Source organism: Aeromonas media (genome assembly GCF_020423125.1).
GTDB lineage: Bacteria > Pseudomonadota > Gammaproteobacteria > Enterobacterales > Aeromonadaceae > Aeromonas > Aeromonas media.
Genome location: NZ_CP075564.1, coordinates 3,784,253 through 3,808,414, shown reverse-complemented (window position 1 = coordinate 3,808,414; position 24,162 = coordinate 3,784,253). Strand labels below are relative to the sequence as shown.

The following is a 24,162-nucleotide window of genomic DNA, read 5'->3' as shown; positions in this document are numbered from 1 at the left end:
CTGCCGACCCCGATTGCGCAAGAATGGGCCTCTGCATGGAAGCCAAGTTATCGCCCAAGGAGCCGTTATGTATCTGCCACCCCACTTCGCCACCCCCGATCCCGCTGCGCTGCACCAGCTGATCCTGGCCCATCCCCTGGGGGCCCTGGTCACCTGTGGCGAGCAGGGGCTGGATGCCAACCACCTGCCGTTCGAGTTCGATGCCGATGAGGGGGATCATGGGATCTTGCGGGCCCATGTGGCGCGTAACAACCCGCTCTGGCAGGAGGTGAAGGAAGGGCAGGAAGTGCTGGTGATCTTCAGGGCCGCCGAGGGCTATATCTCCCCCAACTGGTATCCGAGCAAGCAGGCGCACCACCAGCAGGTGCCTACCTGGAACTATGCCGTAGTACACGCCCATGGCCGCATCCGGGTGCGGGACGATGCCCGCTTCGTGCGCCGCCTGCTGGCGAGCCTGACTCGAACCCATGAGGCTGCGGAGCCCGCGCCCTGGAAGATGGCGGATGCACCGCGCGACTATCTCGAGGCCAGGGTGCAGGCCGTGGTGGGCATAGAGATCGAGATCGATCAGCTGGTCGGCAAGTTCAAGCTGAGCCAGAGCAAGGAGGCTGCGGATCGGCAGGGAACCATCGATGCCTTGCAGGCCAAGGGCCAGACTGCGCTGGCGGAGGCGATGCTGAGTCCACCGCCGTCACTCCCCTAGCGTGACATCATGGGGTCCGGCCCGACAAAAACGGCAACCCTGAGGTTGCCGTTTTTTATTGGTCGAAGCCCTTCACGCGCTGGCATTGAGCAGTTTGCCAACCCCTTCACCCTTGCGATTGGGCAGGGTCTGCTTGAAGGCGCCGAGCAGCTGATCCAGGTTCAGTTCGCTGCTGCCAAGGGAGCCCTTGAGGGTGTCGAGCTCGCTCTGCAGGGAGTCGAGGCGGGTGCTCTGGGTGCCGTTGGCGAGCTGGCTGCGGGCCGCGTCTATGGCCTCGGGCAGGGACTGGCCATTGTTCTCCTGACCCAGGGTCTGCAGCAATTCGCTCATGAAGTGGTTGATGGCGGGACGGTTCTGCTCGCTATTGGCGTCATTGACGCCCAGCCGCTGGAACAGGCTCTGGACTGTGGGGGCCAGGCGCTCTTCCTGCGCCGGCTGCTGCGCCTGTTGGGTTTTGGTACTGCCGCTCAGCAGCTGGCTGCCCAGTTTGAGAGCGATCGAGGCGATGGGAAGCAGGGTGCTGATCATGATGTCACTCTCCGGTACGGCTGATGACAGTGACAGAGCAGGGATTGGGCCAGTTTGGTGAAGAATGCGGCCGTGGTGGACAGGCCACTGATCCTGTTGTGAATTTAGTGTTGAAGACCGTAGGGGGGAGGGGCAAGTGTGGAGGAAAGCGGCAATCCCTTGCAGCTCTGGCGCTGGTCGGTTTGCCGCCGTCGCTGCCGGTTCACAGATGTTTGAACGGGCGGCGCTTCTCCTCTTCGATGACGATGGCCTCCAGATTGGCGACCCGCTCCTGCAACTCTCTGATGATGAGATCCTGCTTGCCGAGGCGATCCGTGATGCGGGCGTCCCCCAGCTGATAGCGGGCGCGTTTGCCGAGATAGCCGAACAGCACGCTGATGAAGACGATCAGGACTATGCCTGTCCACATGGTCATAACTGACTCCTTGTCGATGTAGAAACGAGACGATCCGCCCCAAGGATCTTGTTGTCTCACAACGATCCATTGGCGGCAATGCCTGCACGGGCATTGCCTGGGGCTTGCCAGTTCAGCCCCCCTGCCAGAGCGGCCGGCCGACCCAAAGTCCCCACAGGGTGAGGTGCAGCAGCACGATAAACCAGAACACCCGCCGGTAGCTCCCCTTCTGGGTCTTGTGGCGTAGCCAGTGGCGAGCCACCAGGGCGCCGGGCCAGCCGCCGAGCAACTCCAGCAGGTGCAGGCGGGATTCCGGAATGCGCCAGCCGCCGCGTATGGCCTGGCGCTTGTCGTGGGCATAGGCGAGCACGGTGAGCAGGCTCATGGTGGTGATCAGAGCCAGCGGCCACCAGTTGGCCTCCTGAATGCCAAGCCAGGCGGTCCAGATGAGGGGCAGCAGTGCCAGGGCCATCATGACAGCAGCGCCGGATCCCGGGGCTCGTCCGGGCAGAGGGTGCGAATGACCCTGGCCGGGTTGCCTACCGCCACCGAGTCTGCCGGTATGTCCCGGGTCACCACGGCGCCGGCACCTATGATCGCGCGCGGCCCTATGGTGACGCCGGGGCAGATGATGGCGCCGCCGCCAATCCAGCAGTCATCGCCGATGCGCACCGGCTTGTTGTAGGCGGTCCAGCTGCGCCGCTCCAGATAATCCATGCTGTGGGTGGCGGTGTAGATCTGCACGTTGGGGGCCAGCAGCACATGGCTGCCGATGTGCACCTCGCCCACGTCGAGAATGGTGATGTTGAAATTGAAGAAGGTCTTCTCGCCGATGTGGATGTTGCGGCCGAATTCGCAGGTGAAGGGGGTGCTGATCCAGCAGGAGTCCGGGCAGTGGCCGAACAGCTCGGCGCACAGACGCTGACGCGCCTCGTGATCCCCCGCCGGTGTGGCGTTGAGTTGCGCCAGCAGGGCCTGGCCGCGGATCCGGTCGTTCGCTATCTCCTCGCTCTGGCTGTTCAGAGCGCCCCCCGCCAGTACCTTGTCCCAGTCGCTTGCCATGCTCACCTCCTCTCATGTGCCAAGAGGCGCCAGTATACGCCAGCGACGCCGGCGGCGTCAGGCGCGTCCTGGTGGTCGGGTCAGTTGCTTGGCCAGATGAGGGGCAGGATCAGCAGGATGGAGAGGAGGTAGGGCAGCATGACCCTCAGCCCCAGACGGCGGCCGCCGATCACCAGCGCCAGCAGTCCCTTCACCAGGGAGTTGACCAGGCCGGCGAGCAGAATGGCCCGGGCCGCCACTTCCAGGGCCAACTCCTTGTGGGAGAGCTGGGAGAGGGAAAGGGTGATGGCGTCCACGTCTGTGATGCCGGAGACCAGCGCCAGCAGATAGACCCCGGAGTTGCCCACCTTGCTCTGCAGCAGGGTGGCCATGAAGCCGATGAGCGCCAGCAGCAGGCCGAACTTGATGGCGGTGGCGAGATCCAGCGGGTTGCGGGTTTCGGGTTGCACCGGGTTGTCGCTCATCTCCTCGCGCTGGCGCCAGAACCAGAAGGCGAAACCGTAGACGGTGGCCGCCAGCAGCAGCAGGGGGGGGGCCAGGCGCATGGCCAGCTCGTTGTGAATGAGCAGCACCAGCACCAGCAGTCGCAGCCACATTGTGGCCCCCGCCAGCAGGATGCCGGTGGCCAACAGCCGTTCCAGCCCGGGCTGCTCCTTGTTGAGGCGGGCAAATTGCAGGGTGAGGGCGGTGGAGGAGGCGAGCCCCGCCAGCATGCTGGTGAGCACCAGACCTGCGCGGGTGCCGAGCAGGCGCACCGCGAAGTGGCCCGAGAACGAGATGCCGGCGATCACCACCACCATCAGCCAGATCTTGAAGGGGTTGAAGGCGTTGAGGGGGCCCATCTCGACGTCGGGCAGCACCGGCAGCAGCACCAGGGAGATGAGCAGGAAGCGCAGGGTGGCGTGAAATTCCGTCTCGCTCAAGAACAGCATGCCCTGCTGGATCTTGCCCTTGAGCCCCATCAAGAGCGCCGCCAGCACGGCACAGGCCACCGCCTCGCTCGGGCTCTGCAACACGGACATCAGCCCCAGCAGATAGGTGAGCACCATGGCCACCGAGCTGGTGAGGCCAAACTCCCCCTGCCAGCGCTGGGCCAGCCAGACCGAGAGACCGCAGCCTGCCACCACCGCCAGCAGGCCGAGCAGGGCCAGCCAGGCGCCCAAGGTGGGCAGCAGCAGGGCGCAGACCCCGCCGAGCAGACCGATGAGACCATAGGTGCGCATCCCGGCGATGCGCTGGTTGTCTCCCAGCTGGCGCACCTGCCAGCCCCGTTCCAGTCCGATGATGAGCCCGATGGCCAGTGACACCAGGGCGCCATAGACGGGCTCCGCCTCGATCCACATGCTGCTCTCCTCTCATTGTTCTCCATGTCAGGATGGCACAGACCGCTCACGGGCAGGGGGAGCTGGCTCACAGAGCAGGCGCAGGCTTTGGTTGGTGAGGGCGGACCCGTTGGGGGGTTGGGCCGTCCGGCACTCTTTGCTAACCTGCCCGCTTCACCGAAATTGCAGGGAGCCGCATTGATGCGAGCCATTGTCAGCCTGCTGGCCCTGTCACTGCTGTGTGCGTGCAGCGGCCAGTCAACCGAAGAGGATGCCATGTCAGGGAAAACGCGCCTTCACTACCCCGTTACCCGCCAGGGGGATCAGGTGGATCACTACTTCGGCCAGGCCGTGGCCGACCCCTATCGCTGGCTGGAGGATGACCGCAGCCCCGAGACCGAGGCCTGGGTCAAGGCCCAGAACCGGGTAACTCAGGATTACCTTTCGCAGATCCCGTATCGCGCCGCCATCAAGGAGAGACTCGCCTCGTCCTGGAACTACGCCAAGGAGGGGGCGCCGTTTCGCGAGGGGCGCTACCACTACTTCTTCAAGAACGACGGCCTGCAGAACCAGAACGTGCTGTGGCGCCAGCTGCCGGGCAAGTCGGCCGAGGTGTTCCTCGATCCCAATACCCTCAGCTCCGACGGCACCACGGCGCTGGATCAGCTGAGCTTCTCCCGCGATGGCCGCATCCTGGCCTACTCCTTGTCGCTGGCCGGCAGTGACTGGCGCGAGATCCACCTGATGGACGTGGAGAGCAAGCAGCCGCTGGAGGCGCCCCTCAAGGACGTGAAGTTCAGCGACATCAGCTGGCTCGGCAACGAGGGCTTTTTCTACTCGAGCTACGACAAGCCCGACGGCAGCGAGCTGTCGGCCAAGACAGATCAGCACAAGGTCTATTTCCACCGGCTCGGCACGGCGCAGGAGGATGACCGGCTGGTGTTTGGCGCCATCCCGGCCCAGCACCACCGCTATGTGGGGGCGACCGTCACCGAGGATGACCGCTTCCTGCTCATCTCGGCGGCGAACTCCACCTCCGGCAACCGCCTCTATGTGAAGGATCTGAGCCAGGAGAACGCGCCGCTGCTGACGGTGCAGGGGGATCTGGAGGCGGACGTGAGCCTAGTGGACAACAAGGGCAGCACCCTCTACCTGCAGACCAACCGGGACGCCCCCAATGGCCGGCTGGTGACGGTGGACGCCGCCAACCCGGGCCCCGAACAGTGGCGCGATCTCATCCCCGAGCGCCAACAGGTGCTGACGGTGCACAGCGGCAGCGGCTACCTGTTCGCCGAGTACATGGTGGATGCCACCGCCCGGGTCGAGCAGTTCGACTATGAGGGCAAGCGGGTGCGCGAGGTGGCGCTGCCCGGTCTTGGCAGTGTCAGCGGCTTCAACGGCAAGCACGATGATCCCGGCCTCTACTTCGGCTTCGAGAACTACGCCCAGCCGCCCACCCTCTACCGGTTCGAGCCCAAGAGCGGCGCCATCAGCCTCTATCGCGCCTCGGCGGCCCCCTTCAAGCCCGAGGAGTACGTCTCCGAGCAGCGTTTCTACCAGAGCAAGGACGGCACCCGGGTGCCGCTCATCATCAGCTACCGCAAGGGGCTGAAACTCGATGGCAGCAACCCGACCATCCTCTACGGCTATGGCGGCTTCGACGTGAGCCTGACCCCGAGCTTCAGCGTGTCGGTGGCCAACTGGCTGGATCTGGGGGGCGTCTATGCGGTGGCCAACCTGCGCGGGGGCGGCGAGTACGGCCAGGCCTGGCACCTGGCGGGCACCAGGATGAACAAGCAGAACGTGTTCGACGACTTCATCGCGGCGGCCGAGTATCTCAAGGCCGAGGGCTACACCCGCACCGATCGGCTGGCGATCCGCGGTGGCTCCAACGGCGGTCTGCTGGTGGGGGCTGTCATGACCCAGCTGCCGGATCTGATGCGGGTCGCGCTGCCGGCGGTGGGGGTGCTCGACATGTTGCGCTATCACACCTTCACCGCCGGGGCGGGCTGGGCCTATGACTACGGCACCAGCGCCGACGATGAGGCGATGTTCGCGTACCTGAAGGGCTACTCGCCGCTGCACCAGGTGCGGTCCGGGGTCAGCTACCCCTCGACCCTGGTGACCACGGCGGATCACGACGACCGGGTGGTGCCAGCTCACTCCTTCAAGTTCGCCGCCACCTTGCAGGCGGACGACGCTGGCCCCCATCCCCAGCTCATCCGCATCGAGACCAATGCCGGGCACGGGGCGGGCACGCCGGTGGCGAAGCTTATCGAGCAGAGCGCGGACATCTATGCCTTCACCCTCTACGAGATGGGCTACCGGCAACTGCCGACCATCCAGTGAGACCAGGGCCCTGCGGGGCCCTTTTTTGTGCTGGGACAGGCGGGAGCGACCATCCCTGTCTCGCCATTTGCCCGTTTTGGGGTCGGTACAGCCTGCGCCGCGCCCCCGGTGGTATAGTCAGCCACAGGATCTGCATTGAGGAGTTCGTCGTGAAGAAGATCATCTACATCCTGCTGGGGTTGGCGCTGGCCGCCGTGGTGGCCATCGCCGCCCTGGTGTCCCTGATTGACCCCAATCAATTCAAGCCCCAACTGGCGGAGCAGGTGCGCAAGAGCACGGGCCGCGAGCTGGTGATGGAAGGGGATATCGGCTGGCGCTTCTGGCCAAGCCTTGGTCTCTCTCTCGAGAAGGTGCAGCTTCGCAACCCCGCCGGGTTTGCCGAGCCTGACCTGCTCCGCTTCGCGCAGGGTGACGCCTCTGTCGCCCTGCTGCCGCTGCTCTCCCACCGGCTGGAGATCGGCAAGGTGACGCTCAGTGGCGCTCATCTCTTTATCCAGACTCGGGCCGATGGCAGTTCCAACCTGAATGGCCTGGTCAAGGCCTCTGCTGCCGACAAACAACCCTCAGCCGGCGAGAGCCAGCCTGCCGCTGCTGTCGCCAGCGACGAGAAGCCCTGGCAGATCAGCCTGCAAGGGGTGGCATTGGTGGAGGCCAGCGCCCTGGTGCGGGACGATCGCAGCGGCGCCGTCTCCCGTCTCGACCGGCTCGACCTCGATCTGGGTCAGCTGACCCCGGGGGAGTGGGTACCGGTGACCCTGGCCGCCAAGGGCGCGTGCGGGGAGCTGAACTTTGATCTCAAGGGGCAGACCCAGCTCAAGCTGGCCCGGGAGGCCAAGGCCAGCGAGCTGAAGGATCTCAGCCTCAGCGGCAGCCTGAGCCAGCCATCGCAGCGGCTCGATGCCTTCTCCCTCAAGGCCGATCGGCTGGCGCTGGGGCAGTGGAGCAGCCTGACCCTTAACCTGAGCGGCGCCCAGGGGGCGGCGGACAAGCCGACCCTGGCAGGTACCCTGGAGGGCACCCTCAAGGCGCGGCTCGATCAGGGGCTGCAACTGGTGGAGATGTCGGATGCGGTGCTGGCCGCCAAGCTCAGTGGCGATGGCCTGCCACGCCCGCAGATGCAACTGAAGCTGGCAGGCTTTGCCCGCGCGGAGCTCGACAAGCAGAGCGTCACCCTGAGCAACCTGGTGCTGGGGGCGGACGAGGCCCTGCTCAGCGGCAACGGCACCGTGCGGCTGGGGAGCGTGCCCAGAGGGGAGTTCGATCTCAAGGGGGAAAAACTCGATCTCGATGCCTGGCTCGGTCAGCCAGCCAAGGCGGCGCCCGCTGCGGCCACCTCGGGGGCTGCTGCTCCGGCAGGGGCGAAGGCGCAGGCTGCCGCTGCCAAGGCGCTCTCCACCATGGAGCCCGATCTCTCCACTCTCAAGACGGTGGATCTGGCCGGTCGGCTGCAACTGGGTAGCCTGCGGCTGAAGGGGCTGGATCTCAACGCCGTGGATCTGCAGCTCGCCCTGGCCGGTGGCCAGCTCAACCTCAAGCAGTTCGGCGCCGGGGTGGCCGGTGGTCGGGTGACGGCGAATGGCATGCTCGATGCCCGCCAGCAACCCGCCCGCTATCAGGTACACAAGCGGATACAGGGGGTGGATATTCGCCCGCTGCTGCAGACCCTGGCCCAGAACGATCGACTGGAAGGCAAGGGGGATCTCGAGGTGCAGGTGCAGGGCATCGGTCTCTCCGAGCAGGCGCTGCGCAGCCAGATGCAGGGCAAGGTGAGCCTCAGGCTGAGCGACGGTGCCCTGCACGGCATCAACCTGGCGGAGATGATCCGCGAGGCGCGGGCCACCCTGACCGGCAAGGGGGCGGATCAGGTGAAGGAGGTGCGCAAGACCGACTTCAGCGCCCTGACCGCCAGCTTCCAGATCGCCAATGGCGTGGCGCGCAGCGACGACATCCAGCTGCTCGCCCCCGCCCTGCGGGTGAAGGGCCAGGGCCAGACCGCCCTGGTTCCCGAGACCCTCGACTTCCTGTTCCTCACCTCAGTGGTGGAGAGCAGCAAGGGCCAGGGGGGCAAGAGCGTGGATGAGCTCAAGGACGTCACCATTCCGGTGCGTATCGGCGGCCACTGGCAGGCACCGAGCTACCGGCTCGACGTGAAGGAACTGCTCAGCAACAACAAGGTGCTGGAGGAGAAGGCCCGCAAGGAGGCCGAGCGCGGCCTCAAGAAATTGCTGGGCGACAAGGCCGACGACGAAGGGGTGAAGGGGGTAGCCGACCAGCTGCTCAAGGGCCTGTTCAAATAGCCCACCTCCCGCTGATGCCATCCAGAGCCCGCCCCGTGCGGGCTCTTTGTTGTGACGCAGGTCGCCATGGGGTGAGGCCTGATCAGGAACATGGGGTAATATCCGTGGCAGTCATCAAAACCGGGAACCAGGAGGGTTCATGAACAAACGGGTGCTGATCACCGGCGGCGGCAGAGGCATAGGGGCCGCGACGGCCCGTTATCTGGCGGGGCAGGGGTATCACCTCTGCCTCAACTATCGCCATGACAGGGCCAGTGCCGAGGCGCTGTTGGCCGAGATCCGGGCGCAGCACCCGGTCTCCTGCATAGCGGTGCAGGCGGATGTCAGCGTGGAGGCCGAGGTGGTGCGCCTGTTCGAGGAGATGGACGCGCGGCTCGGCACCATCACTCATCTGGTCAATAATGCTGGCATCTTGCTGCCCCAGATGAGAGTGCTGGAGATGAGCGCAGAGCGGATCAACAAGACCCTGACCACCAATGTCACCAGCTGTTTTCTCTGTTGCCGCGAGGCGGTGCGCCGCATGGCACCGGGCGGCGCCATCGTCAATGTCTCCTCCGCCGCCGCGCGCCTGGGCTCCCCCGGGGAGTATGTGGACTATGCCGCCGCCAAGGGGGCCATAGACGTGCTGACTAGAGGGCTGTCTCTGGAGGTGGCAGCCCAGGGGATCCGGGTCAACGGCGTGCGTCCGGGTTTCATCTACACCGACATGCATGCGGACGGCGGCGAGCCCGGCCGGGTAGACAGGGTCAAGAGCCATATTCCGCTGCAACGGGGCGGCGAACCCCGCGAGGTGGCCGCCGCCATCGCCTGGCTGCTGTCGGACGAGGCCTCCTACGCCACAGGTACCTTTATCGACGTGGCTGGCGGGCGATAGGCGTCTTGCTGGAGGAAAAAGGGGGAGGCGTCGCTCCCCCTGGATCAGGATTATTCGTATACGGCTGTGGCTGTCAGCAACTGATCGGCAAAGGTAAATATCTCATCAACGGAGCCAATAGGATGTCGGGTTTCTTTCTTGTCAGCATCAAATAAACCAAGATATTTCTGCTTCGAATTGAAATGTAAGCGGCACAGAGGCTTGCGGTTATTGTCGTCGAGCAGGATACCAAAATAACTCTGGGTGTCCCTTGCCGCGATTCTTGTTACATCAAACCGCTGCCTCAGGATGGCTTTGACGACGTTGAATCCTTCAACCTCCTCAATGCTGGTATCTATCTTCGATTTTTCTTCATTATTATTCTCAGCCTCATTGCCATCGTTTGAACCACTGCTGTCAAAGGCGGGCTGAATTGTCGAGGCATTGACGCTGCTACCAATCGCTGACTTCAATCTGGCATTGATGCTGTCATTGAGGAACTGGCTGAGGGCTTTCTTGGTGATGTCGGTGAAAGACTGTTTCACTCGTGCAGTAAGAACGCCGTCATAAATACGGGATGCAAAGAATTTCACAAAGTCTTCTTCTGGCGAGGAAAATTGCTCGGCGAGCAATTTCTTGATTTGACTGAGGTATTTCAGCTCTCCCGCCGCATCGACTACGGATTCAACATCGAAGGAGGTCTTGGTCAGCTTCAGCACCTCGGGTACTACGTGCTCATCGATATCTTCCAGATCCAGCGTTAGAAATGGTTTCTCGTCCATCTTGTTCGGGGCATCAAGGTCGGTATAGAACTCGTATTGAGCACCATTGGTCAGTATCCCGATCCGGGCATTGGTGACGGCAAAGTACCTGAATAGCTGTCCTGAATGTTTGGCAGAGAGCTTCTCACTGTATTTCTTACACTCCACCAATATTTGTACCTGACCATCTTTGAGAATGGCGTAGTCAACTTTTTCGCCTTTCTTGATGCCCGTGTCTGCAGTGAACTCAGGGATTACTTCGGTGGGGTCGAACACATCATAACCGAGTACGCGGTTGAGAAATGGCATGACAAAGGCGTTCTTCGTTGCCTCTTCAGTTGCGATCATGGATGACTGCTGAGTGATTTTTTTGGCTAGGCTCTGTAGCTGTTCTGAAAAATCCATTATTTCCTCTCTGCATCGACGCGTTGTGTTGGTACTGTTCAGTTGGGGTTAGATGCTCCTCTCTGGATTAACGATATGCCTGTGACCCAGATACCCACGTTTCTGCCCATATTCAGCAAAGCGCCATACGATGCCAAGATATGAATACCTGAAACAGGATCCAGCTCACCGCTATTGAGCTGTATATGAAATAAATCGAGGGATCTTGTTCGAGCGGGCCTTAATACAACAAGGGGCGCCATGGCGCCCCTTGTTGCTGATACGGTGGGATCCTTACTCCCCCAGCAGCTGTTGCCAGACCGCCAGCACATGGCCCCGCTCGGTCAGCAGCTGATCGTCCCCCACCTTGCGGGAGATTTCCGAGAGGTTGAGGCGATGGCCCTGGTTGCGGATCTCCAGATAGGCGTGCTTGAGCCCCTCCGCCTGCTCCAGGGTCAATACCCCCGCCATCACGCACTCGTCGAAGATGCGCACGTTGTCCGACCAGCGGGTCAGGGCCTCCGGCTCGCCGCAGGCGTGGGCCAGCACCAGATACTGAGCGATGAATTCTATGTCCACCATGCCGCCCGGGGACTGTTTGAGGTCGAACTCTCCCTCGCCAGCTTTCAACAGGTGATCCCGCATCTTGTGGCGCATCTCGCGCACCTCGCGGGCCAGGGTCGGCAGGTCGCGATCCTTGGCCAGCACGGCGCGGCGGATGCGGGCAAACTCGGCGATCACCGCCTCATCACCATAGATGGGACGCGCCCGCACCAGCGCCTGATGCTCCCAGGTCCAGGCCTCGTGCTGCTGATACTGCTCATAGGCGGCGAGGGAGGAGACCAGCAGGCCAGCGTCGCCGGAGGGGCGCAGCCGCATGTCGATCTCGTAGAGGATCCCTGACGGGGTGCGGGTGCTGAACAGGTGCAGGATCCGCTGGGCCAGGCGCAGGTAGAACTGGCGGCTGTCGATGGGCTTGCGCCCGTCGGTGTAACTGTTGGGGTCGCCGCCGTGCAGGAACACCAGATCGAGATCCGAGCCGTAGCCGAGCTCGATGCCGCCGAGCTTGCCGTAGGCCACCACGGCGAAGCCGCGTTGGCCGCTCAGCGCCACCTCGGGGGGCACCCCGTAGCGCTCGCTCATCTGGGCCCAGGCCTGATTGACCACCTCTTCGGTGATCGCCTCCGCCAGCCAGGTGAGGTGGTCGCTCACCTTCATCAGCGGCAGGGCGCCGGCGATGTCGGCCGCGACGATGCGCAGCAGCTGCACCTGCTTGAACTGGCGCAGCGCCTCCATCTGCTGCTCCACGTCCTCCTCGGGGATGCGCAGCAGGAACTGGCGCAACTGGGGCTTGTACTGATCCAGTGGGGTGGGGTGGTAGAGGTGCTGGGGATCCAGCAGCTCGTCCAGCAGTATGGGGTAGCGGGCGAGCTGTTCGCTCACCAGGTTGCTCTCGTCGCACAGACGCACCAGCTGGCGCAGGGCGGCGGGGTTCTCCGCCAGCAGCTGCAGGTAGGCGCTGCGGGTGAAGATGCGGGTCAGCAGGGTACAGACCCGCTCGAACAGGCGGGCGGGCTCTCGGCTCGCCACCACCAGTCGCAGCAGCTCGGGCATCAGCCAGTCCAGGGCGATGCGCCCCTGGGGGCCGACCTGGCGGCGCTTGTACTCCTCCTTGAAGCGCAACAGAGCGGCGCAAAGCGGCGCAGGCTCGGTCACCCCCTGGGCGGTGAGCAGCCTCTCCAGCTCGGCGGCATCGAGCTCGGTGCGCCACAAGTCGAGCCAGAGCTGCTCCAGGTGGGCGGGGGCCTCCTTCTCTTCCCCCACCACGGCGACGAACTCCTGATGGACTATGGCCATCTCCTCGTCGAGGTGCGTCATGAAGCGCTCCCAGTCGGCGAAGCCGGTGGCGGCGATCAGTCGCTGGCGATCCCGCTCCTCGGTGGGCAGGGTCTGGGTCTGCTGATCGCCGATCTCCTGCAATATGTTCTCGACCCGGCGCAGGAAGCGATAAGCCTGGAGCAGGCGCGCGCAGCGCTCGTCATCGAGGGCGCCACAGGCGGCGATGGCGGCCAGGGCCTCGGGCAGGTGGCGCACCCGCAGCGCCGGCTCACGACCGCCACGGATGAGCTGCAACGCCTGGGCGATGAACTCCACCTCGCGGATGCCGCCGGCTCCCAGCTTGATGTTGCCCTCCAGCCCCTTGCGGCGCACCTCGGCGGCTATCATCGCCTTCATCTGGCGCAGGCCGTCGATGACGCCGAAGTCGATGTAGCGGCGGAACACGAAGGGGCGCAGCAGCTCGGTCAGGGCCTGGGCATGTTCGCACTGGGGCCCCAACACCCGCGCCTTGACCATGGCGTAGCGCTCCCAGTTGCGGCCATGGTGCTGGTAGTAGTCCTCCATGGCGGCAAAGGAGATGGCGAGCGGCCCCGCCTCGCCAAAGGGGCGCAGCCGCATGTCGACCCGAAACACCTGACCATCCTGGGTGGGCTGGTGCAGGGCGTTGATGAGGCGCTGCCCCAGCTTGATGAAGAACTGCTGGTTCGCGAGCTCCCGTCGCCCGCCGACCGTGTAGCCGTTGTCGGGGAAGGTGAAGATGAGGTCGATGTCCGAGGAGAAATTCAGCTCGCCGCCACCCAGCTTGCCCATGCCGAGGATGAGCAGGGGCTGGGGGTCGCCGTTGCCGTCCATTGGCGTGCCGAGCTCGGCGCACTGTTTGGCGTAGAGCCAGTCCCGGGCGCCGCAGATCAGCGCGTCCGCGAGCCTGGTGAGATGGATAAAGCTCTCTTCGACCTCTGACTCCCCGAGCAGCTCGCGCCAGGCGATCACCAGCATGCGGCTGCGTCTGAACTGGCGCAGCACGCGCTTGAGCGCCTCCTCGTCATGGACTTCGGCGAGCAGGGCAGCCAGATCGCCCTCGTAGGCGGGCCAGCGCTCGGACAGCGCCAGATCCCCGGAGGCCAGGGTCTGCGCCAGCAGCTCGGGTTGCTTGATGAGGGAGTCGGCGACAAAATCGGAGAGGCCAAACAGGGTCAGCAGGGTCTGGCGAATCGCATCGGACAGGGCATCATAGTCTGGCGATAACGCGACCAGCCGTTGCCACTGGCGCCCGGCCTGATCCTGCAGCAGGGGTGACAGCGCGGGGAGGAATGCCGGAGATGGGGGAAGAGAAGAGGAATGCTGGGCCACGGTTGCCGTCCTTGTGATTAACGGGTCTGCAGAGGGAATGAAAACACCGGCAGCCAATCTAGCATTGTCGAGTGCTCGCGTCACAGCCTGGGAGAGAGAAGCATGAGCCGGCGGGGAAAATGGGCCGCCGGCGCGGGCTCAGGGGCGCCGATAGATCTCGGGGTCGTACTTTTCCATCAGGCTGCCGGGGGCGCGAGGTGGCGCGAAGCCAAAACCGGCATAGAGGCCCTGAGCATCCGAGGTGGCCAGCATGAGGCGGCGCAGCCCCTGCAAGGCGGGATGGTCGACAATGGCCGTCATCAACGCCTTGCTATAGCCGCGTCCGCGATGGGCGGGCAGCACGAAGACATCGGAGAGATAGCCGAAGGTGGCCCGATCTGTGATGACCCGGGCGAAGGCCACCTGCTGGCCGTCGACATAGCCGCCGAAGCACAGGGAATGATTGATGGCCCGTTGCACAGTGGAGAGGGGAATGCCGAGGCTCCAGTAGGCCTCCTCGGACAGGAAACGGTGAATGAGCGGGACATCGAGGCGTCCCTTGTCGTCGCTGATCTCCAGTGGGGATTGGGTGTGCTGCATCCTGGCTCCTTGCCGTGACATGAGATGAAATGAAAAAGGCCCCTCGCGGGGCCTTCCAGTTTACTCAAATCACGGCCTCAGGCCAGCTTGAAGGCCTGGATATGATTGTCCAGCGTCTGGCTGTGGTGCTCCACCAGTTCGGAGGCATCTTTCAGCTCCCGCAGCACCACCACGGAGCCTTCCACCACTTGTTTGACCTGCTCCAGGTTGGCGTTCATCTCTTCGGCCACCGAGCTCTGCTGCTCGGAGGCGGCGGCGATCTGGCGGTTCATGTCGGCCACCCCCTGCACCCGCTGCACTATGGTGGCGAGCTGATCGCCGGCCTGGGTCACCTGCGCCACCCCCTTGTCCGCCTGCTGAACGCTCTCGGCCATCAGGCCGACAGCCTGGCGGGCATTGCCCTGCAACAGCTCGATCATCTTCTGGATCTCGACGGTGGCGGCCTGGGCCCGGTTCGCGAGTTCGCGCACCTCGGAGGCGACCACGGCGAAGCCACGCCCCGCCTCGCCGGCGCGGGCGGCCTCGATGGCTGCGTTCAGGGCCAACAGGTTGGTCTGCTCGGAGATGCTGCGGATGGTGTCCACCACTGAGCCGATGCGATCGACCCCGTGCTCCACCTCGTTGACCACGGCAGAGGAGCGCTGGATGTTGCCGGAGAGGGTGTCTATGGTGCTGACGGTGGCGGCCACACAGCGGCTGCCCTCCTCGGCCAGGGCGCTGGCATCAAAGGTGGCGTGGGAGGCCTGTTCCGCATGGTTGGCCACCTCGCGAATGGCGCCCACCATCTGGCTCATGGCGCTGGCGAGCTGCTCTATCTGGGTGAACTCCTCGTTGATCGCCTCGTTCGCCTCCTCCATGCAAAGCGTCACCTGGGAGGCGATGTCATTGAGCTCCTTGCAGGCGGCGCGCTGGGTGCCGAACACCTCCTTGAGGTTATCCTGGGAATGGGCGACCGCCTTGGCGATATCCCCGAACTCGTCCCGGGACTTGAGCAGCACGCTGTGGCTGAGATCCTTGCGGGCGAAGCGCTCCAGCAGACCCACCAGATAGTGCACCTGCTTGACCATGAGCCGGGAGCCGGTCAGCAGCAGCACCACGAAGACGACCCCCATCAGCGCCGTCTCCATCAGACCGGTCCAGAGCAGACGATCGGCAATGGCATTCGCCTTGGTGGCGTCTATGCCCTCGCCGAGCAGGGTGGCTTCCAGGTTGCTGGCATCGAACCAGAGCTTGGCCAGCAAGAGCAGCGTACTGAACACCATGAGCAGCACCACCTTGGGCACCAACCGGATGTTGCTCATTCGCCTCTCCAGCGAGTTTAACTGCATAATCTTTCTCCTTCTTAATGGCCGGTTTTCCTTTGTCCTCAGGAATATCGGCATTATCTTCCTTTTTATTAATTCGCACCGTGCCTAAAGTAGGAAATTGTATGCGACATCACTTAACTCACCTGCGCGCCATGGATCTGCTGATGGCGTTTCTGTCGGTGATCTCCGTTTCTCTGGTCTGCGCCCGCTGGTGGGGCCACAGTGAGTGGAGTCCACAGACCCTGCAACTCTTCTATGACGTCGATAGCCTGATCTGCTATTTCTTCCTCGCCCACTTCGCCTACGGCTGGGTGCGGGCCCCCAATCGGATGGCCTTCTTCAAGGCCAACTGGTTCTATCTACCTGGCAGCCTGCCCATGGTGGAACAGCTGCGCTGGGCGCGGCTGATCCAGCTGTGGCGGGTCTATCAGCTGCTGCGAGACAGGCCGGATCTGCTGGGCATGTTTCGCCGGGAGCGCAACGAGACGACCCTCTCCGGCATTCTGTTCCTCTTCTTCCTGCTGCTGGGGGTGGGCTCCGGCGTCATGTACTGGCTGGAGACGGGCCAGCCAGGCAGCCTGATCCAGACCCCCTATGACGCCTTCTGGTGGACGCTGGTGACCCTCTCGACCGTGGGTTACGGGGATCTGGTACCCAAGACCGAGGAGGGGCGCTTCGTCGCCAGCTTGCTCATCCTGTTTGGTGTGGGTCTGTTTGGCGCCCTTAGCGGTTTCATGGCCAGCCTGTTCGTGCATCCCGGCAAGACCAATGACGACACCACCCTGTGGCGACGCCAGCAGAGCGAGCAGCAGGCGCAACTGTTGCAGGAGCTGAAGGCCCTGCGTGCCGAGGTGAGGGCATTGCAACAGAAGTAGCCTGCGGCGTCTGGAATGGTCGCGTGGCAAACGGGAGAGACGGTGAGACGCCTCTCAGTCAGGGGGGCGCCGCTTTTCTTTGCTTGTCCTTTGACCCGCTGGCGGCTTAACATTCGGCCTGCAACCTAATTCAACGAAGAGAATCGATCGACCATGCGCGCCCTTCTCGGGATCTTGATCTGCTTGTGTGCCCAACAGGTACTGGCCGATACCCGTTATGTCTCAGACAACATCTTTACCTATATCCACAACGGTCCTGGCACCCAGTACCGGATCCTCGGCAGCGTCAAGGCTGGTGAGCCGCTGGAGGTCAAGGCGGTGAACAACGACGCCGGTTTCACCCAGGTGGTGGACGGCCGTGGTCGTGAAGGCTGGATCAAGAACAGCGAGCTGCAGGCGGAGATCAGCCTGCGCGAGCGCCTGCCCCAGGTTCAGAAAGAGCTGGATGAGGCCAAGGCCCGTCTGCTGAACCTCAATGGCGACAACGAGCGACGTTTCGCCGAGAAGGATGGCCAGATCACCGAGCAAAGCAAGGAGATCGCCAGCCTGAAGGCCCAGCTCGCCAGCCAGAGCACCGAGATGAGCAGCCTCAAGGAGCAGAACGACGCCCTGACTCAGAGCTATGACAACCAGGAGCACGACATGCAGATGGACTGGTTCATCCGCGGTGGTGCCATGGTGCTCGGCGGTATACTGCTCGGCATTCTCCTCCCCATGCTGCCCCGTCGTCGCAAGAGCAGCGAGCGCTGGATGAACTGATCGCCCGGGCGATCGCCAAGAGAAAGGTCGCCACGGCGGCCTTTTTTCATGGGCGCGCATAGACCATGTCAGGGGTCGCCAGGGGGCCTCTGCGGCCGTAAGATGAGCCCAAGACCCGTGCCCTGTGCACCCTTCTCAACAAGAGCCTTCACATATGTCATCAACCGAACAGGCCCGCTGGTTCGTGCTGGGGGGCGATCACCTCGTCCTGCTGGATGCCCAGGGGCAGATCCCAGGAGGCCCGCGCGCCTGCTTGCCCCCCCCGCTACAAGAGGCCCCGTTCGAGCGCTTCGACGACTGGGATGGCGAGCCTTGCTATCTGCTGGATCTGGGGACAACTGCCGATATCCAGGCCATGACGGGCCTGCGCCAGCTGATGGTGGCCGGCGATGAAGAGGGTTTTCGCCTCGCCGGACGCGCCTGGCAGCTGGCCACCTTCCGCCGCAGCCATCGCTTCTGCGGCGAGTGTGGCGCCCCCATGGCCCCCAAGAGCGGGGAGTGGGCACAGGTGTGCCATCATGGTCATGTCGTCTATCCGCGCATCTCCCCCTGCATCATAGTGGCGGTGCGCAAGGGCCCGGCGATCCTGCTGGCGGCCCATCGCCGTCACTATCAGGCGGAGGATCCCATGTATACGGTGCTGGCGGGTTTCGTGGAGGCGGGGGAGAACCTGGAGCAGTGCGTGGCGCGGGAGGTGTTCGAGGAGAGCGGCATCCGGGTATGCAACGTGCGCTACGTGGCGAGCCAGCCCTGGCCCTTCCCCCACAGCCTGATGATGGGCTTCACCGCCGACTACCAGAGCGGCGAGATCAAGGTGCAGGACGACGAGCTGGTGGCCGCCGGTTTCTTCGAGGCGGACCAACTGCCACGGCTGCCCCCCCACGGCACCATAGCGCGGCGGCTGATCGAGCAGAGCCTCGCAGAGAAGCGGTGAGGGCGAGGCCCTGAAAAGCGGGGCCCTGATTTGCGCCCCCTCACATCTTTGCACTCCGGCGACCCTGCGGCGCGTTTGTGCCGCCCTCAGCCTCGCACAAAGTGGTATCATATCCGCCATTTTATGCTGGATATGAACTCAGGAACTGGGATGAAAGAGCTGAAGAACGATCGATACCTGCGTGCCCTGCTGCGCCAGGATGTGGACATGACCCCGGTGTGGATGATGCGTCAGGCTGGCCGCTACCTGCCGGAATACAAGGCGACCCGCGCCGTCGCGGGGGACTTCATGTCCCTGTGCCGCAACGCCGAGTTGGCCTGTGAAGTCACCCTGCAGCCCCTGCGCCGCTATCCCCTCGATGCCGCCATCCTCTTCTCCGACATCCTGACCGTACCCGACGCCATGGGGCTGGGCCTCTACTTCGAGCACGGGGAAGGCCCGCGCTTCGAGCGCCCCATCAAGTCCATGGCCGACGTGCAGGCGCTGCCAATCCCGGATCCGGAAGACGAGCTGGGCTACGTGATGAACGCGGTGCGCACCATTCGCCGCGAGCTCAAGGGCGAGGTGCCGCTGATCGGCTTCTCCGGCAGCCCCTGGACCCTGGCCACCTACATGGTGGAGGGGGGCAGCTCCAAGGCGTTCACCAAGATCAAGCAGATGATGTACGCAGAGCCGCAGACCCTGCACCTGCTGCTGGACAAGCTGGCGGACAGCGTGATTGCCTATCTCAACGCCCAGATCAAGGCCGGTGCCCAGTCCGTCATGGTGTTCGACACCTGGGGCGGCGTGCTGACCCCGCGGGATTACCGCGACTTCTCCCTGCAGTACATGCACAAGATCGTCGATGGCCTGATCCGTGAGAATGAGGGGCGCCGCGTGCCTGTCACCCTGTTCACCAAGAACGGCGGCCAGTGGCTGGAGCAGATCGCCGCCACCGGTTGCGACGCCCTGGGACTGGACTGGACCATAGACATAGCGGATGCCAAGCGCCGGGTCGGCGACAAGGTGGCGCTGCAGGGCAATATGGATCCTTCCATGCTCTACGCCGCCCCTGAGCGCATCCGCGAAGAGGTCGCCACCATCTTGGCGGGCTTTGGCAGCGGCAACGGCCACGTCTTCAACCTGGGTCACGGCATCCATCAGGATGTTGATCCTGAGCACGCCGGGGTGTTTGTGAACGCGGTGCACGAGCTGTCGGCTCAGTACCACGGTCGCTGAGTGCGGCAGACAGCACAATGAGAACGGGGCCTGGGGGCCCCGTTTTGCTGCCCGGCCTCGCGGGGGCTGCATCCTGGTCACTGCTCGGGTTACACTGCACCACCACTGAACACAGTCGCGGACAGGATGGGCGAGTGCGCCTCCTGACGACCGGGTGAGGGCGTCGTTGAACATGGCAGGAGGCAGGATGAGCAAGGGTTCTTGGGATTGGGGTATCGATCTTGGCGGGACCAAGTGCGAGTGCGTGGTGCTCGAGGGTGACGAGGTGCTGCTGCGCCATCGCATCCCCACCGAGCGCCGTGGCGGTTACGAGCACATGATAGGCCAGATCGCCAAGCTGGTGGACGAGTGCGCCGAGCGGCTCGGCCAGCGTCCCGCCATCCTCGGCATGGGCACCCCGGGGGCGCGGGATCCCCAGACCGGGCTGATGAAGAACTGCAACACCACTGAACTCAACGGCAAGCCGTTCAAGGAAGATCTGGAACGCAGGCTCGGCGTTCCCGTGCTGATCGCCAACGACGCCAACTGCTTCGCCCTGGCGGAAACCCATCTGGGGGCGGTGCGCCAGCACCATCCCGAAGCGAAAGTGGTGTTCGGCATCATCATGGGCACAGGGGTCGGGTCCGGCATCGTCATCAACGGCCAGATCCTCAACGGTCATCACGGCATCGCCGGGGAGTGGGGCCACAACGTGCTCTCCCCCGACGGTCCCGAGTGCTACTGCGGCAAGCGCGGCTGCGTCGAAACCTTCATCAGCGGCCCGGCGCTGGAGGCCTGGTATGAAGCCAAGGCCAGGCGTCATCTGTCCCTGGCCCAGATAGCGGCGGCGACGGCTCACGATCATGTGGCCAAACTCACCATGGACCGGCTGCACCTGCTGTTCGGCCAGGCCCTGGCCAACGTGGTCAACATCCTGGATCCGGACGTCATCGTCATCGGCGGCGGGGTGGGCAACGTGCAGAGCCTCTACAGCGTCGGTCGGCAGACGGTGCTGCCATTCCTCTTCAATCCCCGCTTCGCCACCCCCATCATAGCGCCGGCCCTGGGAGACAGTGCCGGGGTGTTCGGGGCCGCGCTGCTGGCCAGAGGCGTCTTCCAGGAGGCCCTGCTGTCGTGAGCCAGTCAGGGACCCGTCACTTTGTCGCAGGTAAGGACACAGATTTTTCATGATCAAGATTGCCATCAACGGATACGGGCGCATCGGCCGCAACGTGTTGCGCGCCCTCTACGAGAGCGGCCGCGATAACCAGCTTAAGATAGTCGCCATCAACGAACTGGCGGCCCCGGAGGCCATGGTGCATCTGACCCGCTTCGACACCAGCCACGGCCGGTTCCGCTACCCGGTGCAGCTGGCCGGCAGCAGCATGCTGGTGGGGGAGGATCTCATCTCCCTGTTCGCCGAGCGGGATCCGTCGCGGCTACCCTGGCGGGCGCTGGGGGTGGATGTGGTGCTGGACTGCACCGGGGTGTTCGGCTCCCGGGCCGATGCCGAACTGCATCTGGGGGCGGGAGCGGGCAAGGTGTTGTTCTCCCATCCAGCGGATGCAGATGTGGATGCCACCATAGTCTACGGGGTGAACCATCAGGTGCTGACGGGGCGGGAGCGGATCGTCTCCAACGCCTCCTGTACCACCAACTGCGTGGTGCCCGTCATCGAAACATTGCATCGAGAATTCGAGATAAATTGTGGTACTATTACGACAATTCATTCGGCCATGCACGATCAGCAAGTCATCGATGCCTATCACAGCGACTTGCGTCGAACCCGGGCCGCCAGCCAGTCCATCATCCCGGTGGATACCAAGCTGGCAAAGGGGTTGGAGCGAATCCTTCCTCACTTCGCCGGCAAGTTCGAGGCGATCGCGGTACGGGTGCCGACCATCAACGTCACCGCCATGGATCTGAGCATTACTGTTCGTAAAAAAGTGACAGTTAGTGACGTAAATCAAGCCCTGCAACGGGCATCCAGAGGTACATTACAGGGTATCCTGGACTACACGGAAGAGCCGCTGGTCTCCGTAGACTTTAATCATGATGCACACTCCTGCATCATTGATGGTACCCAGACCCGGGTGAGCGATGCCAACCTCGTCAAGATGTTGATGTGGTGTGATAACGAATGGGGCTTCGCCAACCGCATGCTGGATACCACCCGGGCCATGATGGCCGCAGGCTGAGAGTCTGCACCGGGCGCAAGGTTACTGTTTTTTTAACATTACCTGAAAATATATAGAGGACTGAATATGTCTGTTATCAAGATGACCGACCTGGATCTGGCGGGTAAACGCGTTCTGATCCGTGCTGACCTGAACGTGCCGGTAAAAGACGGCAAGGTCACTTCCGATGCACGTATCGTGGCGACGCTGCCGACCATCAAGCTGGCTCTGGAAAAGGGCGCCAAGCTGATGATCACCTCCCACCTGGGTCGTCCGACCGAGGGTGAATACAACGAAGAATTCTCCCTGGCCCCGGTAGTCAACTATCTGAAAGACGCTCTGTCCTGCCCGGTCCGCCTGGCCAAGGATTACCTGGATGGCGTAGACGTCGCCGCCGGTGAGCTGGTTGTGCTGGAAAACTGCCGTTTCAACAAAGGCGAGAAGAAGAACACCGAAGAGCTGGCCAAAAAATACGCCGCCCTGTGTGACGTCTTTGTAATGGATGCGTTCGGTACTGCTCACCGTGCCGAAGGTTCCACCTACGGTGTGGCCCAGTTCGCGCCGGTCGCTTGTGCCGGTCCGCTGCTGGCGGGTGAACTGGACGCCCTGGGCAAGGCCATGCTGAAGCCCGAGCGCCCCATGGTTGCCATCGTTGGCGGCTCCAAGGTCTCCACCAAGCTGACCGTGCTGGAATCCCTCTCCAAGATCGCTGACCAGCTGGTGGTCGGTGGTGGCATCGCCAACACCTTCATCGCTGCTGCCGGTCACAACGTCGGCAAGTCCCTGTGCGAGCACGACCTGATCGACACCGCCAAGAAGCTGGCTGCCGAGACCAACATTCCTGTGACCACAGACGTCGTCGTGGGCACCGAATTCTCCGAGTCCACCCCGGCCACCATCAAGTCTGTTAGCGATGTGACCGACGGCGACATGATCTTCGACATCGGCCCTGACTCTGCCAAGGCCCTGGCCGACATCATCATGAACGCCAAGACCATCCTGTGGAACGGCCCGGTCGGTGTGTTCGAGTTCGACCAGTTCGCCGAAGGCACCAAGGTGATCGCCGAAGCTATCGCCGCTTCCCCGGCCTTCTCCATCGCCGGCGGTGGTGACACCCTGGCCGCCATCGACAAGTTCGGCATCGCCGACAAGGTCTCCTACATCTCCACCGGCGGCGGCGCCTTCCTGGAGTTCGTAGAAGGCAAGGTACTGCCGGCTGTTGCGATTCTCGAAGAGCGCGCCAAAGCCTAATTGACCCGGGACGGGGGGCAAAAGCCTCCCGTTTCGTTTATCATGTGGCCGCTGTGCCGGTTCATGATGAACCCCCCATTTTTTATTAACGGCATACGAGAACAGGACGATTAAACATGTCTAAGAAAATTTTCGACTTCGTAAAACCCGGCGTGATCACTGGTGATGACGTTCAGAAAGTGTTCGCCATCGCTAAAGAGAACGGCTTCGCTCTGCCTGCAGTGAACTGCGTGGGTACCGACTCCGTCAACGCCGTGCTGGAAGCTGCCGCCAAGGTCAAAGCCCCGGTCATCGTTCAGTTCTCCAACGGTGGTGCCGTGTTCACCGCCGGCAAGGGTCTGAAGCTGGAAGGCCAGCAGGCTGCCATCATCGGTGCCATCTCCGGTGCCAAGCACGTGCACGCCGTCGCCGAAGCCTACGGTGTACCTGTGATCCTGCACACCGACCACGCCGCCAAGAAGCTGCTGCCGTGGATCGACGGTCTGCTGGAAGCGGGCGAGAAGCACTTTGCCGAGACCGGCAAGCCGCTGTTCTCCTCCCACATGCTGGATCTGTCCGAAGAGTCTCTGGAAGAGAACATCGACATCTGCTGCGAGTACCTGACCCGCATGGCCAAGATGAACATGACTCTGGAGCTGGAACTGGGTTGCACCGGTGGCGAAGAAGACGGTGTGGACAACAGCCACATGGATCAATCCGCCCTGTACACCCAGCCGGAAGACGTGGCTTACGCCTACGAGCGTCTGTCCAAGATCAGCCCGCGTTTCACCATCGCTGCCTCCTTCGGCAACGTGCACGGTGTTTACAAGCCGGGTAACGTCAAGCTGACCCCGTCCATCCTGGACGCTTCCCAGAAATACGTTTCCGAGAAGTTCGGTCTGCCGGCCAAGTCCCTGGACTTCGTGTTCCACGGTGGCTCAGGTTCCACCCTGGAAGAGATCCGCGAATCCATCTCCTACGGCGTCGTGAAGATGAACATCGACACCGACACCCAGTGGGCTACCTGGGAAGGTCTGTTGAACTTCTACAAGACCAACGAAGCCTACCTGCAAGGCCAGCTGGGCAACCCGGAAGGTGCTGACAAGCCGAACAAGAAGTTCTACGATCCGCGCGTATGGCTGCGTGCCGGTCAGACTTCCATGATCGCCCGTCTGGAGAAAGCCTTCTCCGACCTGAACGCCATCAACGTACTGTAATTCGTTACCGTATCTTGATTGCTGAAGAGGCGCCCTGCGGGGCGC

Annotated in this window: 21 protein-coding genes; 12 read left to right on the top strand and 9 right to left on the bottom strand. The window is 63.2% G+C overall.

The window, feature by feature from the left end:
* Positions 1 to 67 precede the first annotated feature (67 nt).
* Positions 68 to 703: an FMN-binding negative transcriptional regulator gene (locus KI797_RS17535; RefSeq protein WP_226170356.1), complete on the top strand. Its 636-nt coding sequence runs from the start codon at positions 68 to 70 to the stop codon at positions 701 to 703.
* Between the two features lie 72 nt (positions 704 to 775).
* On the opposite strand, the gene KI797_RS17530 is transcribed toward KI797_RS17535, so the two are convergent.
* The 5 genes from KI797_RS17530 to KI797_RS17510 form a co-directional block, all read right to left on the bottom strand.
* A complete protein-coding gene (locus KI797_RS17530; protein WP_226170354.1) occupies positions 776 to 1,231 on the bottom strand; it encodes a hypothetical protein in 456 nt (151 codons plus the stop codon).
* A gap of 202 nt (positions 1,232 to 1,433) precedes the next feature.
* The gene (locus KI797_RS17525; protein ID WP_005332845.1) at positions 1,434 to 1,646 is read right to left on the bottom strand and encodes a hypothetical protein; all 213 of its coding nucleotides are present in this window, start codon (positions 1,644 to 1,646) and stop codon (positions 1,434 to 1,436) included.
* A gap of 112 nt (positions 1,647 to 1,758) precedes the next feature.
* Entirely contained in the window at positions 1,759 to 2,100 is a 342-nt protein-coding gene (locus KI797_RS17520) for a DUF1294 domain-containing protein (RefSeq protein WP_226170351.1), read from the bottom strand.
* Positions 2,097 to 2,687, bottom strand: coding sequence for a sugar O-acetyltransferase (locus tag KI797_RS17515; RefSeq protein ID WP_171273217.1), 591 nt, complete (start codon positions 2,685 to 2,687; stop codon positions 2,097 to 2,099). Before KI797_RS17515 ends, KI797_RS17520 begins: the two co-directional genes overlap by 4 nt.
* Positions 2,688 to 2,767: 80 nt before the next feature.
* On the bottom strand, positions 2,768 to 4,030 hold the full coding sequence (locus KI797_RS17510) for an MgtC/SapB family protein (RefSeq protein WP_226170348.1): 1,263 nt from the start codon (positions 4,028 to 4,030) through the stop codon (positions 2,768 to 2,770).
* A gap of 180 nt (positions 4,031 to 4,210) precedes the next feature.
* On the opposite strand from KI797_RS17510, the gene KI797_RS17505 reads away from it, so the two are divergent.
* The 3 genes from KI797_RS17505 to KI797_RS17495 all read left to right on the top strand — a co-directional run bounded on the left by KI797_RS17505 (position 4,211) and on the right by KI797_RS17495 (position 9,529).
* Positions 4,211 to 6,358 carry a prolyl oligopeptidase family serine peptidase gene (locus KI797_RS17505; protein ID WP_226170345.1) on the top strand — a complete coding sequence of 716 codons (2,148 nt, stop codon included), beginning with the start codon at positions 4,211 to 4,213 and terminating at the stop codon, positions 6,356 to 6,358.
* Between the two features lie 149 nt (positions 6,359 to 6,507).
* Positions 6,508 to 8,655, top strand: coding sequence for an AsmA family protein (locus KI797_RS17500; protein WP_226170342.1), 2,148 nt, complete (start codon positions 6,508 to 6,510; stop codon positions 8,653 to 8,655).
* A 139-nt stretch (positions 8,656 to 8,794) separates the two neighbouring features.
* A complete protein-coding gene (locus tag KI797_RS17495) occupies positions 8,795 to 9,529 on the top strand; it encodes an SDR family oxidoreductase (protein WP_226170339.1) in 735 nt (244 codons plus the stop codon).
* 50 nt (positions 9,530 to 9,579) lie between these two features.
* Here KI797_RS17495 and KI797_RS17490 read toward each other — a convergent pair whose 3' ends face one another.
* The 4 genes from KI797_RS17490 to KI797_RS17475 all read right to left on the bottom strand — a co-directional run bounded on the left by KI797_RS17490 (position 9,580) and on the right by KI797_RS17475 (position 15,749).
* A complete protein-coding gene (locus KI797_RS17490) occupies positions 9,580 to 10,674 on the bottom strand; it encodes a type I restriction endonuclease (protein ID WP_182786483.1) in 1,095 nt (364 codons plus the stop codon).
* A gap of 273 nt (positions 10,675 to 10,947) precedes the next feature.
* Entirely contained in the window at positions 10,948 to 13,842 is a 2,895-nt protein-coding gene (gene glnE / locus KI797_RS17485; RefSeq protein WP_226170337.1) for a bifunctional [glutamate--ammonia ligase]-adenylyl-L-tyrosine phosphorylase/[glutamate--ammonia-ligase] adenylyltransferase, read from the bottom strand.
* 138 nt (positions 13,843 to 13,980) lie between these two features.
* Positions 13,981 to 14,421, bottom strand: a complete 441-nt coding sequence (locus tag KI797_RS17480) for a GNAT family N-acetyltransferase (protein ID WP_182310229.1) — start codon at positions 14,419 to 14,421, stop codon at positions 13,981 to 13,983.
* Between the two features lie 77 nt (positions 14,422 to 14,498).
* Positions 14,499 to 15,749: a methyl-accepting chemotaxis protein gene (locus tag KI797_RS17475; RefSeq protein WP_041205015.1), complete on the bottom strand. Its 1,251-nt coding sequence runs from the start codon at positions 15,747 to 15,749 to the stop codon at positions 14,499 to 14,501.
* A 32-nt stretch (positions 15,750 to 15,781) separates the two neighbouring features.
* Between KI797_RS17475 and KI797_RS17470 the strand changes: the two genes are divergently transcribed.
* From KI797_RS17470 to fbaA, 8 genes are all read left to right on the top strand, one after another.
* Complete coding sequence (locus KI797_RS17470; RefSeq protein ID WP_042648717.1) at positions 15,782 to 16,603, top strand: potassium channel family protein; 822 nt, start codon at positions 15,782 to 15,784, stop codon at positions 16,601 to 16,603.
* A 153-nt stretch (positions 16,604 to 16,756) separates the two neighbouring features.
* The gene (locus KI797_RS17465; protein ID WP_025328281.1) at positions 16,757 to 17,362 is read left to right on the top strand and encodes a TIGR04211 family SH3 domain-containing protein; all 606 of its coding nucleotides are present in this window, start codon (positions 16,757 to 16,759) and stop codon (positions 17,360 to 17,362) included.
* A 154-nt stretch (positions 17,363 to 17,516) separates the two neighbouring features.
* Positions 17,517 to 18,296, top strand: a complete 780-nt coding sequence (nudC, locus tag KI797_RS17460; protein WP_226170335.1) for an NAD(+) diphosphatase — start codon at positions 17,517 to 17,519, stop codon at positions 18,294 to 18,296.
* Positions 18,297 to 18,446: 150 nt separating this feature from the next.
* Positions 18,447 to 19,514, top strand: coding sequence for a uroporphyrinogen decarboxylase (gene hemE / locus KI797_RS17455; protein ID WP_226170333.1), 1,068 nt, complete (start codon positions 18,447 to 18,449; stop codon positions 19,512 to 19,514).
* Positions 19,515 to 19,701: 187 nt separating this feature from the next.
* Positions 19,702 to 20,631, top strand: a complete 930-nt coding sequence (locus KI797_RS17450; RefSeq protein ID WP_226170331.1) for an ROK family protein — start codon at positions 19,702 to 19,704, stop codon at positions 20,629 to 20,631.
* Between the two features lie 49 nt (positions 20,632 to 20,680).
* Positions 20,681 to 21,691 carry an erythrose-4-phosphate dehydrogenase gene (epd, locus tag KI797_RS17445; protein ID WP_005332817.1) on the top strand — a complete coding sequence of 337 codons (1,011 nt, stop codon included), beginning with the start codon at positions 20,681 to 20,683 and terminating at the stop codon, positions 21,689 to 21,691.
* Between the two features lie 66 nt (positions 21,692 to 21,757).
* The gene (locus KI797_RS17440) at positions 21,758 to 22,921 is read left to right on the top strand and encodes a phosphoglycerate kinase (protein ID WP_005332815.1); all 1,164 of its coding nucleotides are present in this window, start codon (positions 21,758 to 21,760) and stop codon (positions 22,919 to 22,921) included.
* A 116-nt stretch (positions 22,922 to 23,037) separates the two neighbouring features.
* Positions 23,038 to 24,117: a class II fructose-bisphosphate aldolase gene (fbaA, locus tag KI797_RS17435; protein ID WP_005332814.1), complete on the top strand. Its 1,080-nt coding sequence runs from the start codon at positions 23,038 to 23,040 to the stop codon at positions 24,115 to 24,117.
* The last annotated feature ends 45 nt before the right edge of the window (positions 24,118 to 24,162 follow it).

Coding starts and splice junctions, on each gene's coding strand:
- KI797_RS17440 (WP_005332815.1), top strand. CDS start 21,758: ATGTCTGTTATCAAGATGACCGACCTGGATCTGGCGGGTAAACGCGTT.
- KI797_RS17535 (WP_226170356.1), top strand. CDS start 68: ATGTATCTGCCACCCCACTTCGCCACCCCCGATCCCGCTGCGCTGCAC.
- KI797_RS17450 (WP_226170331.1), top strand. CDS start 19,702: ATGAGCAAGGGTTCTTGGGATTGGGGTATCGATCTTGGCGGGACCAAG.
- KI797_RS17480 (WP_182310229.1), bottom strand. CDS start 14,421: ATGCAGCACACCCAATCCCCACTGGAGATCAGCGACGACAAGGGACGC.
- nudC (WP_226170335.1), top strand. CDS start 17,517: ATGTCATCAACCGAACAGGCCCGCTGGTTCGTGCTGGGGGGCGATCAC.
- KI797_RS17505 (WP_226170345.1), top strand. CDS start 4,211: ATGCGAGCCATTGTCAGCCTGCTGGCCCTGTCACTGCTGTGTGCGTGC.
- hemE (WP_226170333.1), top strand. CDS start 18,447: ATGAAAGAGCTGAAGAACGATCGATACCTGCGTGCCCTGCTGCGCCAG.
- KI797_RS17490 (WP_182786483.1), bottom strand. CDS start 10,674: ATGGATTTTTCAGAACAGCTACAGAGCCTAGCCAAAAAAATCACTCAG.
- epd (WP_005332817.1), top strand. CDS start 20,681: ATGATCAAGATTGCCATCAACGGATACGGGCGCATCGGCCGCAACGTG.
- KI797_RS17520 (WP_226170351.1), bottom strand. CDS start 2,100: ATGATGGCCCTGGCACTGCTGCCCCTCATCTGGACCGCCTGGCTTGGC.
- KI797_RS17525 (WP_005332845.1), bottom strand. CDS start 1,646: ATGACCATGTGGACAGGCATAGTCCTGATCGTCTTCATCAGCGTGCTG.
- KI797_RS17530 (WP_226170354.1), bottom strand. CDS start 1,231: ATGATCAGCACCCTGCTTCCCATCGCCTCGATCGCTCTCAAACTGGGC.
- KI797_RS17510 (WP_226170348.1), bottom strand. CDS start 4,030: ATGTGGATCGAGGCGGAGCCCGTCTATGGCGCCCTGGTGTCACTGGCC.
- KI797_RS17465 (WP_025328281.1), top strand. CDS start 16,757: ATGCGCGCCCTTCTCGGGATCTTGATCTGCTTGTGTGCCCAACAGGTA.
- KI797_RS17475 (WP_041205015.1), bottom strand. CDS start 15,749: ATGCAGTTAAACTCGCTGGAGAGGCGAATGAGCAACATCCGGTTGGTG.
- fbaA (WP_005332814.1), top strand. CDS start 23,038: ATGTCTAAGAAAATTTTCGACTTCGTAAAACCCGGCGTGATCACTGGT.
- KI797_RS17495 (WP_226170339.1), top strand. CDS start 8,795: ATGAACAAACGGGTGCTGATCACCGGCGGCGGCAGAGGCATAGGGGCC.
- KI797_RS17515 (WP_171273217.1), bottom strand. CDS start 2,687: ATGGCAAGCGACTGGGACAAGGTACTGGCGGGGGGCGCTCTGAACAGC.